The organism is Sphingomonas sp. SKA58, from assembly GCF_000153545.1.
Lineage (GTDB): Bacteria > Pseudomonadota > Alphaproteobacteria > Sphingomonadales > Sphingomonadaceae > Sphingobium > Sphingobium soli.
In genome coordinates, this window is the sequence record NZ_CH959307.1 from 1,048,493 (window position 1) to 1,059,510 (window position 11,018).

Below are 11,018 nucleotides of genomic sequence, written 5' to 3' on the forward strand. Positions count from 1 at the left end.
GCGGTCGGGCGCAAACGCCGCCCTGTCACTCGGCGGTCGGCAGGGCGCGGGCTTCGTCCGACTGTGAGTCGCGAATAAGCAGTTCCAGGGGTTCCACCGCTTCGATATCCTTGCCCCCGGTTTCCACATTGAGATCACGGAAGCGGCGGCCAGCGGGCAGGACGCTGCGGTCGAAGCTGCCGACGAACTTGTTGTAATTGTCGACGGCGCTGCTCAATCCCGAGCCAAGGCGCTTGAGGTGCGTGGCCGCTGTCGCGAGCCGCTCGTACAGTTGCTTGCCAAGGTCGGCGACCTCTTTCGCCTGATCCTGCAACTTGGCCTGGCGCCAATGGCCGGCGAGCGTGCGGGCGAGCGGCAGGAAGGTGGCGGGGCCGCAAATGATGACGCGGTTGCGCGCGGCGCGTTCCCATAATTCCATATCTGCTTCCAGCGCGGCGGTGACGAAATTGTCCCCGGGCACATACATGATGACGAAGTCGGGTGCCTTGGCGAACTGTTCCCAATAGGCCTTGCGCCCCAGCGCATCGGCATGGGTGCGCACGGCGCGGGCGTGGTCGACGAGGAATCGCTCGCGGGTCGGGCCGTCGACCGATTCGACGGCGTTGAGATAGGCTTCGAGCGAGCATTTGACATCGACCACCAGTTGCTGGTCGCCGGGCAGGCGGATGATGAAGTCGGGGCGCAGCCGGCCGTCTTCCACCGTGACCGATACTTCCTCCTGGAAATCGACGAAGGGAGACAGGCCGGCGGTTTCGATGAGGTTCTTGAACTGCTGTTCGCCCCAGCGGCCACGCGTCTTGGGCGCAGCGCGTAGCGCGTTGACGAGCTTGGCGGTTTCCTCGCGCACCTGCCCCTGGCCCGCATGGACCATGGCGATCGCCTCGCGCAATTCGGCATAGCTGCCGACCCGGTCCTTTTCGACGCGCGCCAACCCTTCTTCATAGCGTTTGAGCGTGGTTTCGACCGGCGAAAGCAGGGTCTTGAGCTGGGCCTCGCTTTTTTCATGGGCCTGGGCGAAACGCTGGTCGGCGCGGGTAAGGAACTGGGTCTGGGCGGTTTCGAGCAGGCGGCCGCCAATTTCGCTGAACTGGGCGGACAGTTGGTCCTTGGCGTCCTTGAGCGCGGTGATCTGCTGTTCAAAGGCGCGAGTGCGCGCCTGAATGTCGGACTGAAGTGCAGCGAGGTCGCGCAGCGCGACTTCGCGTTCGGCCTGGACGGTTTGCAGCCGATCGGCAGCGACGGCCTGGACCTGGTCCAGTCGCTGGGCAGCGGCGATGTGCGCCTCTTCATGCCGGGCGATCTGCACTGCGGCCTGGGCGACGCGTTCCTTCTCCACCGCCAATTCCGCGATGGCGGAGTTGCGCTGGACAGTCGCGGTTTCGAGCCGGGCGGCAAGGTCCGCCCGTTCGGCAGCGAGGGGCGCGGTGGAGCGGGTGCGGAGCAGCCAGCCGACGCCCAGGCCGAGCAGAAGCGCGAGGATCAGGAATAAAGCGGCCGGGCTGTCCATGAAGGGTCCTTTTTGGAACGAAACAGGAACCTAGCGGGATGGCTGGCGTGCCGCAAGAGTGACAGCAACAGAGACATATGCAAGGATAGTGCAAAAGGTTAGTTAGCTACCTAATTATAGGAGATTGGTGCGCGCCATTTCCTCTGCGGCGGATCAATGAAAGTCGCGGGACTTGGGCAGGATGCGCACGTCGCGGGGATGGCCACCGGTACGGGGATGCTGGGGGTGGAGAAATTCGTCGGCGCGCGACAGGGTGATGCGTGGACGCAGCGTTTCACTGAGGCGATCAAATTCGGTGGTGCGGTCATGGACTTGGGCGGCCATCAGATGGACGACGCCTTCGCGGCTGCGCTGGATTTCCCCTTCCACCAGCATCAGCCGGCTGGCCATGACCGGGCGGCGCTGCATTTCGAACAGGCGCGCCCAAAGCAGGATATTGGCGATGCCGGTTTCATCCTCGATGGTGATGAAGACGGCATTGCCCTTGCCCGGCCGCTGGCGCACCAGCACCACGCCCGCGACCCTGACCTTCGCGCCATTTTTCGCCGCGCCCGCCTGCGCGCAGCTGAGCACGCCTTCGGCGGCGAAGACGGGGCGCAGGAACTGCATGGGATGCCCCTTCAGCGACAGGCGCGTCATGGCGTAATCGGTCGTCACCTGTTCGGCGAGCGGCATGGCGGGCAGTTGGGCATCAGGCTCCGCGCCCAGTTCGCGCGCATCGCCCTGCCGCTGGCGCGCGGCGGCAAACAGGGGCAGCTCGTCCGAAGGCGTGCGCCGCGCCTCCCACAAAGCGGCGCGCCGGTCCTGCCCCAGCGAGCGACAGGCGTCGGCATCGGCGAGCAGCCGTAGCGCCCGCGCCGGCAGCCCTGCGCGCCGGGCGAGATCCTCCATATTGGTGAACAGGCCGCCATCCGCGCGCGCCGCGACCAGTTGCGTCGCCCAACTTTCGCGAAACCCGTCGACCTGACGAAAGCCCAGGCGCAGCGCCAACGCCCGCCCCGCCCCTTCGCCCCGGTCGCTTCGGCGCGAGCGCAACAGTGGTTCGAGATGATTGTCCCACCGGCTCATATTCACGTCGACACCATGGATGGTGACGCCGTGCTCGCGCGCGTCGCGCACCAGCTGCGCGGGCGCGTAAAAGCCCATCGGCTGGGAATTGAGCAGGGCGCAGGCGAACACGGCGGGCTGGTGGCATTTGATCCAGGCCGAAACATAGACGAGCCGCGCGAAGGAGAGCGCATGGCTTTCGGGGAAGCCATAGCTGCCAAACCCTTCGATCTGGCTGTAGCAGCGTTCGGCGAAATCGCGCTTGTAGCCACGCCTCACCATGCCGCCGATCATCTTTTCCCGGAACTTGTCCATGCCGCCGACATGGCGGAAGGTCGCCATCGACCGGCGCAGCTGGTTCGCTTGCGACGGGGTGAATTCAGCCGCGACGATGGCGAGCTTCATCGCCTGTTCCTGGAACAGCGGCACGCCATAGGTCTGTTTCAGCAGATCGCGCAGTTCATTGGGATTGTGCGGCGGATCGGGCGAGGGAAATTCGGGTTTTTCCAGTCCCGCGCGGCGGCGCAGATAGGGGTGGACCATGTCCCCTTCGATCGGGCCGGGACGCACGATCGCGACCTGGACCGTGAGGTCGTACAGTTCGCGCGGGCGCAAGCGCGGCAGCATGTTGATCTGGGCGCGGCTTTCCACCTGGAACACGCCGATGCTGTCGCCCCGGCACAGCATGTCGTATACGGCCGGATCATCGGCATTAAGGTCCACCACCAGCTGGTGATCGCCCAGCCCATGGTCGCGCATCAGGTCGAACGCCTTGCGGATGCAGGTGAGCATGCCGAGCGCCAGCACATCGACCTTCATCAGGCCGAGCGCGTCAATATCATCCTTGTCCCATTCGATGAAGCTGCGGTCGGCCATGGCGGCATGATGAAGCGGCACGGTTTCATCGAGCCGGTTCTGGGTGAGGATGAAGCCGCCGACATGCTGTGACAGATGGCGGGGAAAGGGCGCTTCAAGCAATTGCCCCACCAGTTCGCGCAGGCGCACGATCTGCGGATTGGCAAGATCGAAGCCCGCTTCGCTGATCCGCTGTTCGTTCATGTCGCGCGCATAGCTGCCCCAGATGGTGCTGGAGAGGCGGGTGACGATATCGTCGGACAGGCCCAGCACCTTGGCCACTTCGCGGATCGCGCTGCGCGAGCGATAATGAATGACGGTCGCGGCGATGCCGGCGCGATGGCGACCATAGCGATCATAGATATATTGCATCACCTCTTCGCGCCGCTCATGTTCGAAATCGACGTCGATGTCGGGCGGTTCGTCCCGTTCCTCCGACACGAAGCGGGAAAAGAGCAGGTCATGCTTCTGCGGATCGACGGAAGTGACGCCGAGCAGGAAGCAGACCATCGAATTGGCGGCGGACCCGCGCCCCTGGCACAAGATACCCTTCGTCCGGGCGAAGGCGACGATGTCGTAGACGGTGAGGAAATAATAGGCATAGCGCTGCCTGGCGATCAGGGAGAATTCCTCGTCCAGCAGCTGGCGCACCTGATAGGGGATATGCGGGCCGTAGCGGGCGTGGGCGGCGCTGAGCGTCAGTTCCTCCAGCCATTGCTGCGCGGTCCAGCCTTCGGGCACGGGTTCGTGCGGATATTCATAGCGCAGCTGGTCGAGCGAGAAACGGATTCGACGCAGAAAAACAGCGGTCTGCGCCACCGCGTCGGGACAGGCGCGGTACAGGCGCGCGATTTCCGCGGGATCGTGGAGATGGCGTTCGGCATTGGCCTCCAGCCGCCGCCCCGCCTTCCCGATCGTGGTGCCGGCGCGGATGCAGGTCAGCACATCCTGAAGCGGGCGCTGCGCGGGGCTGGCATAGAGTGCGTCCATGGTGGCGAGCAGCGGCACCCCGGCCCGGTCCGACAGGCGCTGGAAGCGGGCCAGCCGCCGCGCGTCGCGGCCGTCGCGACGCAGCGGCGCGCCCAGCCATACGCGCTCCGGCGCCAGTCGCGCCAGCCGGCGCAGCAAGGCGGCCAGATCGGCCGGACGGGGGGGCGGGACAAGGCTGAGATGGCCATGCTGCACCAGCTCCCCCGGCGGGCGATCGGCAAAGTCATAGTCCACCGGATTGCGATGGACCTGCTGCTCGGTCGCGGTGGAGGTGGGCAGCACGATCAGCAACAGGTCATCAAGATAGGCAGTCAGATCTTCATAGTGGAGAATGCAGCCGCCCTTGACCGCACGCAGATTGCCGACCGTCAGCAATTTGGTGAGTTCGCCCCACCCCCGCCGGGTCGCGGGATAGGCGACAATGTCGGGCGTCCCGTCGGCAAAGACGAGCCGCGCGCCGACGATGAGGTGCAGGTCGATGTGGCAGGCGGCCTCTTCGTCAGCGCTGAGGTCGGGCGGCAGGCCAGCCTGCGCCTTTGCCTCCAGCAGCGCGGCGCGGGCGCGTTCCTGCGCCTTTTTGCGGGCGACATGGGCGCGCACCACGCCCGCCACCGTATTGCGATCGGCAATGCCGATGCCCGCCAGTCCAAGCTCCATCGCGCGGGCGACCATGTCGGACGCATGGGACGCGCCGCGCAGGAAGGAGAAGTTGGTTGCGGCGACCAGTTCGGCGAAGGCGGGCGCAGGATCGCGTGGCGATGGAGGATCGTGCGGCGGGGGCGGTGGGGACGGCGGAGGCGGCGGGGCTGCATCCTTGCTTTGCGCGCGCGCGGCCTCCAGCGCGTCCCGTTCGCGCCGGTCGATGGATTTTGGTCGGGCGGGATCGGGATAGCCGCGCCTTTTGCGCCCCCCGTTCATGCGAACAGGCCGTGAATATACCAGCCGGGCTGCGGCGTTTCCGCGCCGGAGAGACCATGGCGGAAAATCCAGTAGCGGCGGCCGCGCGCATCCTCGACCCGATAATAGTCGCGGGTGCGGCCGATGGCGTCGCCGGCAATGGCCCCGTCCTTGGCGTGCCACCATTCGGGCGCGATCCGTTCCGGCCCTTCATAACGGGCGACGTCATGCAGTCCCCGACGCCAGCGAAACCGGCGGGGCGGGCCATCGGGCAACAGCGCCATCACCTCGATCGGCTGGGGCGGATCGAACAGATGAAGCGGCCGCATCGGCGGGTCGCCCGGCTCGCCAGTGGCATCACCCAATCCCCTAGCGGCATCGCCAGGTCCCTGCCAGGGTTCGGGCGCGCGCGGTTCCACCGCGGGCAGGGCCAGTTGCGCCTGTTCGGGAATATGGCTGTCGCGCGGGGCGAGCCGCTGAATGCGCGCGCGCCCGGCGCGGATCGACAGGCGATCGACCAGCGCGGCGACGCTGTCCTCCCGCCGCGCCTCCCCCCCTTCCAGAGCCAATTGGGTGGGGGCGAGCTTTTCCGCCTGCGGCACGGTGAGGCGCAGCATGTCAAAGCCAAAGCCCGGATCGATCGGGTCGGACAGGGCGTCGATCCGTTCCCGCATCAGGCGCAGGATCGCGGGCGCGTCGCGTATCGGCAGGCTGGTTTCAACGCGCAGCGGGAAGGCGAGGCCATCGCTGCGGAAGAAGATCGCTTCGAACCGTCGGCCGCCCTCCCCCCGTTCGGCAAGACGATCACCCGCTTGCGCCGCCATATCCTCCAATATTTTGAGGGCATAGGCGGTGCTGCCGATCGGTTCGGCAAAGCGCCGGTCGATGCGTATGGCCGCGCGCGGGCGACGCGGCGCGAGCGGGCGATGCCCCCGGCCCAGCAAGGCGTCGAGCGCGTCGATCGCCTCTTCCCCAAAGCGCGCGGCGATCGGCGCGGCGGGGCGGGCGGCGAGATCACCCACGGTGCGCAGCCCCGCGCGGCGCAGCGCCACCGCGCTGTCCGGGTCCAGCCCCAGCGCCTCGACCGGCAGACGACGGACGGCAGCGTCCTCGTCCGGCGCGGGGGGACCGGGGAAGCGGGCGAGCGCATGCGCCGCTTCCGGACTGGAGGCAAGGGCATGGCGGACGCGCAACCCGTGCCGCTCCAGCCGTTCCACAGCATCCGCCGCCAGCGCGTCGTCGCCGCCCCATAAATGGCCGCAGCCGCTGATGTCGAGCATCAGCCCGTCAATGCCATCGGGCGCGGCATTGGGTGTATAACGGGCGCAACCGTCGCACAGCCGTTCCAGCCAGTCCTGATCGGCATGGGGATCGGTTTCGAAAACGCGCAGGTCCGGTTCGCGCGCGCGCGCGTCGGCCAGAGTCATGCCCGGCATCAGGCCGATCGCCAGCCCGTCGGCGTCGATGCACCCCAGCCGCATCGCGCCGCGCACCATGTCCACCACCACCGCCGGCCCTTCGCCCGCGGCCCAGAGATCAGGCCGCGCGACCCGCAGCCGATCGATCGGCAGGAAGGGGAAGCTCAGCGCCAGATAACGGCGCGGCAGCGTCTGCCCGATCCCGTCCATCGCCATGGCGTTCATCGCCCACATCTCCAAAACATCGTCTTTCTGTGTCCCACACCAGCCGCCACGCCTGCCCGTCCGGTCCCGCCCGGCGGCGCAGCAGGGTGAGGTCAAAGGCGCTATGTCCCGGCGCATTGCCGGGCAGCGGCGCGGACGGGGCGGCCGCCACCTGCCAGCGCGTGTCCGCCGCGCTGGGCACCGGCGCGCCGTCGATACGCAGCAGCAGCGCGGTGACGCCCGATGCTTCGGCCGCCAGCGCCAGCCGACGGCTGGCGGTCAAATCGAGCAAGGGCGCCCGGCCGCGCAATTCCATCACCAGCCCGCCCAACGCCGCGCAGCGCAGCGCATCGACCGCCGCGCGCAGCAGCATGGCGTCATCGGGCATCGCCCCCAGCAACAGGCGCGCAGGATCAAGGCCTAGCGCGGCGAGGCCGGGACCATAGGGAAGGCCGCCGATCCGCGCCGCGCCGTCGCTGCGCAGCCACAGCAAAGGCGCGTTCCCCCCCGCCAGTTGCGCCCAAAGCAGCGCAAGGCCGGTCGCCGCCCCCTCCTCCCCGCCCGCGCCGAAGACTTCATGCACGCGCCCGCGCGCCAGCCCGCCGCCCAGCATGGCGTCAAGCGGGCCATGGCCGGTGGCGAAGCGGACGCACGCGTCCCGCGCTGGCGCCCGGTCCAGCGAGGCGATATGCCGCCTGAGCGCGGCGAGGCTGGGGATCGACTCGGCCATAAATGTTCCTGTTATGTTCTATTTCTGCGCAGGAACGGCGCGAGTCAATGGATGCTCTTTCGCCAAAGAGCATGAGCACGCGAAAATGGCGCTTTTTCAATCAGGATAGCGGATCGCCATTACCTCATATTCACGTTCGCCCGCCGGCAGCATAACGCGACGCAAATCGCCGACCGCCGCGCCGCGCAAGGCGCGGGCGATGGGCGATCCCCAGCCGATGCGGCCAGCGTCAACGTCGGTTTCGTCATTGCCGACAAGGGTGACGGTGCGATGATTGTCGTCTTCATCCGCGATGGTGACGGTCGCGCCGAAATAGACGCGGCTCTTGTCCGGCTGCTGCCAGGGATCGACGACCTTGGCATCCTTCATCTTCTTCGACAGGCGCTTCAACTGCCCGTCGATTTCGCGCATCCGCTTGCGGCCGTAGAGATAGTCGCCATTTTCGCTGCGGTCGCCATTGCCCGCCGCCCAGCTGACCACCTCGACGATGCTGGGGCGTTCGACGCCGAGCAGATGGTCATAGTCCGCGCGCAGCTTCGCGAAGCCTTCGGGTGTGATATAATTGGGATAAGGGGTGGCCATGGCCGACCCTTCCTAGCCGTTCGGGCGGAGCGAAGTCGAGACGGGCGTCCCGACTCCGCGTAAGGGGGTCAGCCCGGCGTCTGCTTGCCCAGATAGCGGCTGAGCACCGCGTTGCTGCCGCGGAATTTGGCGCGTTCCGGGTTCATCGCTTCATAGACGACAGCGTTTTCGAGCACACGCTGGACGTAATTTTTCGTCTCGTAGATCGGGATATTCTCGATCCAGCGCAGAATGTCTGACCCCGGCAGGCGCGGGTCGCCATTGGCGCGAATCCATTTGTTCACATTGCCCGGCCCGGCATTATAGGCGGCCACCGCGAGCGGATAGCTGCCGCCATAATAATCGAGCATGCGCTGAAAATAGCCCGACCCCAGCATGATGTTGTAGCTGGGATCATTGAGGGAGGCGGGATTGTAGCTCATGCCAAGCTTGCCCGCCTGTTCGCGCGCAGTGCCGGGCATCAGCTGCATCAGGCCGCGCGCGCCGGCATGGCTGACGATCTGCTTGTCGAACTGGCTTTCCTGCCGGGCGATGGCATGAACCATGGTCCAGTTATATTGCGCCTGGCTGGGCACCGGCACGCGGGGAAAGGCACTGTCGCCATAGCCGGTGAGGCCGCTGGAGACGGCGCGCCGGCCGACCATCACGCTCATGTCCGGGCGATTGATCTGCTGGGCCAGTTCAGCGGCCAGAAAATGATCGGTGTCGCTGTCGGCATTATTGGCGATGGCGCGGGCGAATTTGCTCTGGTCGGCCCAATAGCCCATCTGCCCCAGCGCCTTGACCGCGCGCACGACCGAGCGGTTGTTGAACGCCGCGCGTTCGGCCGCCGAGATCGGCACCGGCCGTTCGACCGTGGCGGGCGCGGGCACCGGACGGCCGAGCCGTTCGAGCGCGAGCTGGCCGTAAAACTGGTCGCCATAATTGGCGGCCTGGGCGAAATAGCTGTTCGCGCTGGCGCTGTCGCCGGCGGAGAGGGCGGCGCGGCCGGCCCAATAATAGCCCTTCGACCGGGTCTGGGGCGATTTGGCCGCGTCGGCATAGCGACGGAACATGCCGACCGCGTCCGAGGGACGATTGAGATTGTAGAAGGCGGTGGTGCCCGCCAGCCAGGCAAGGCTGGTATAATCGTCGCGCACGCCGATCGGCTGGTCACTGACGTCGGAGCCGGGCGGCACGGCGTCATCAATCTTGCTGGCGATGCCCCAGGCGAAGCTCCACTGGCTATCATTGGCAGCGCCCCGCGCCTGGTTGAGCAGGACTTCGTAAAATTCTTCCGGATCGCCGGGGCGATAGGTGGCGGCGGGGCGATTGGCGAGATATTGACGCGCGGCGATCCAGTTGCCGCTGTCGCGCAACCAGGCCGCCTTGTCGGCGACATAGCTGGCATCGGCCGCGCCCATCGCATCGGCCGACTGCATCAGCGCGGTCGCTTCAGGCGCCTTGCGCTTGAAGGCGATACGCGCGGAAAAGACCGGGCGGCGCGCGGCGCTGACATAGGGCAGCATCCGCATCGCGCCGGCAACGTCGCCATTCCACAGCAGCATGTCGGCGCGCAGATCATGGTCGGCAGGCGAGAAGGCCGAGCCGAACAGCGAGAGCAGCCGCGCTTCGTCGCTGGGTTGCAACGTGCCGCCGACCCAGGCGTTGCGCGCGGCGATTCGCGCTTCGTCCATCCGCCCCAATTGCATCAGCGCCACCGCGTTGCGGGCGTGGCCGACGGGCGTGCGCGGCGGAAATTGCGCGAAGAAGGCGACGACCTGCGTGGGCGCATAGCTGTCGGGATTGATGGCGGTTTCGGCCAGGCGGCGCATCCGGTCTTCGCCCGGCCAGCCCGGATGGGCCATGATGAAGCTGGCATAGGGCGCAAAGCCCAGCCCATCGCTCTGTTGCAGCGCGCGCCACTGGCTGATCGTGCCGGCGATCGAGCTATCGGTCGGCTGGCCAATCTGCGCCTGGACCTGGTTCCACTGGCTGGGCTGGCCATATTCGGGCGGCACCGGCTGCACCATCGCGCCGGTGGGCGAAGGCCGCGCCGCGTCCTCGGTCTGCGCGCTGGCGCCCGCGGTCATCAGCAACAAGGCAATAATCGGCATGCGGATCAGATAACTTTCGATAGGAGGAGGGGTGCGCATGCTGGACATAATCGCATTTGCGTCCTTATCAGGCCCTGAATGACGCGCTATAGCGCGCCGCTTGTCCCATCATGCCCCGGCAGCCCGGAGATTTGAAGGAGTTTCATCATGTTTTCGGGCTCGATTCCGGCTCTGGTCACCCCGTTCCGCGACGGGACGATCGACGAAGCCGCCTTTCGCGCGTTCGTCGACTGGCAGATTGCGGATGGATCGAGCGCGCTGGTGCCGTGCGGGACGACTGGCGAAAGCGCGACGATGACCGTTGAGGAGCATAACCGCGTCATCGCCATCTGCGTCGATCAGGCAGCAGGCCGCGTGCCGGTGATCGCGGGATGCGGGTCCAACGACACGCGCATCGCACTGGACCATATGTATGCGGCGCAGGGCGCGGGCGCGGATGCGGCGCTGGTGGTCGCGCCCTATTACAACAAGCCCAACCAGGACGGCGTCTATCGCCATTTCGCCTGGCTGGCCGAACGCTGCGACCTGCCCATCATCCTGTATAATGTGCCCAGCCGCACCATCACCGACATCGGCGTGCCGGTGATCCACCGCCTGTCGGAGGAGTTTCAGACCATCGTCTGGATCAAGGACGCGACCGGGATCTGGGGCGGGTCACCGCGCAGCGTCTGGCCTGCCGCCCGGACTTCTGC

6 protein-coding genes and 1 pseudogene are annotated in these 11,018 nt (G+C 66.8%); 1 reads left to right on the forward strand and 6 read right to left on the reverse strand.

Features of this window, described 5'->3' with window-relative positions:
* Window positions 1-25 precede the first annotated feature (25 nt).
* From rmuC to SKA58_RS14555, 6 genes are all read right to left on the reverse strand, one after another.
* A complete protein-coding gene (gene rmuC, locus SKA58_RS14530; protein WP_009823221.1) occupies window positions 26-1,507 on the reverse strand; it encodes a DNA recombination protein RmuC in 1,482 nt (493 codons plus the stop codon).
* A gap of 153 nt (window positions 1,508-1,660) precedes the next feature.
* Window positions 1,661-5,317, reverse strand: coding sequence for an error-prone DNA polymerase (locus tag SKA58_RS14535; RefSeq protein ID WP_009823222.1), 3,657 nt, complete (start codon window positions 5,315-5,317; stop codon window positions 1,661-1,663).
* On the reverse strand, window positions 5,314-6,930 hold the full coding sequence (locus tag SKA58_RS14540) for a Y-family DNA polymerase (RefSeq protein ID WP_009823223.1): 1,617 nt from the start codon (window positions 6,928-6,930) through the stop codon (window positions 5,314-5,316). The genes SKA58_RS14535 and SKA58_RS14540 overlap by 4 nt, the downstream gene beginning before the upstream one ends.
* Window positions 6,833-7,648 (reverse strand): ImuA family protein, encoded by an 816-nt coding sequence (locus SKA58_RS14545; protein WP_009823224.1) that lies wholly within the window; start codon window positions 7,646-7,648, stop codon window positions 6,833-6,835. Before SKA58_RS14545 ends, SKA58_RS14540 begins: the two co-directional genes overlap by 98 nt.
* Window positions 7,649-7,744: 96 nt before the next feature.
* Complete coding sequence (greB, locus tag SKA58_RS14550; protein WP_009823225.1) at window positions 7,745-8,230, reverse strand: transcription elongation factor GreB; 486 nt, start codon at window positions 8,228-8,230, stop codon at window positions 7,745-7,747.
* A 68-nt stretch (window positions 8,231-8,298) separates the two neighbouring features.
* Window positions 8,299-10,374: a lytic transglycosylase domain-containing protein gene (locus SKA58_RS14555; RefSeq protein ID WP_009823226.1), complete on the reverse strand. Its 2,076-nt coding sequence runs from the start codon at window positions 10,372-10,374 to the stop codon at window positions 8,299-8,301.
* A gap of 99 nt (window positions 10,375-10,473) precedes the next feature.
* Here SKA58_RS14555 and SKA58_RS14560 point away from each other — a divergent pair.
* Window positions 10,474-11,018 (forward strand): annotated as a pseudogene (locus tag SKA58_RS14560) (dihydrodipicolinate synthase family protein); the annotation flags it as partial.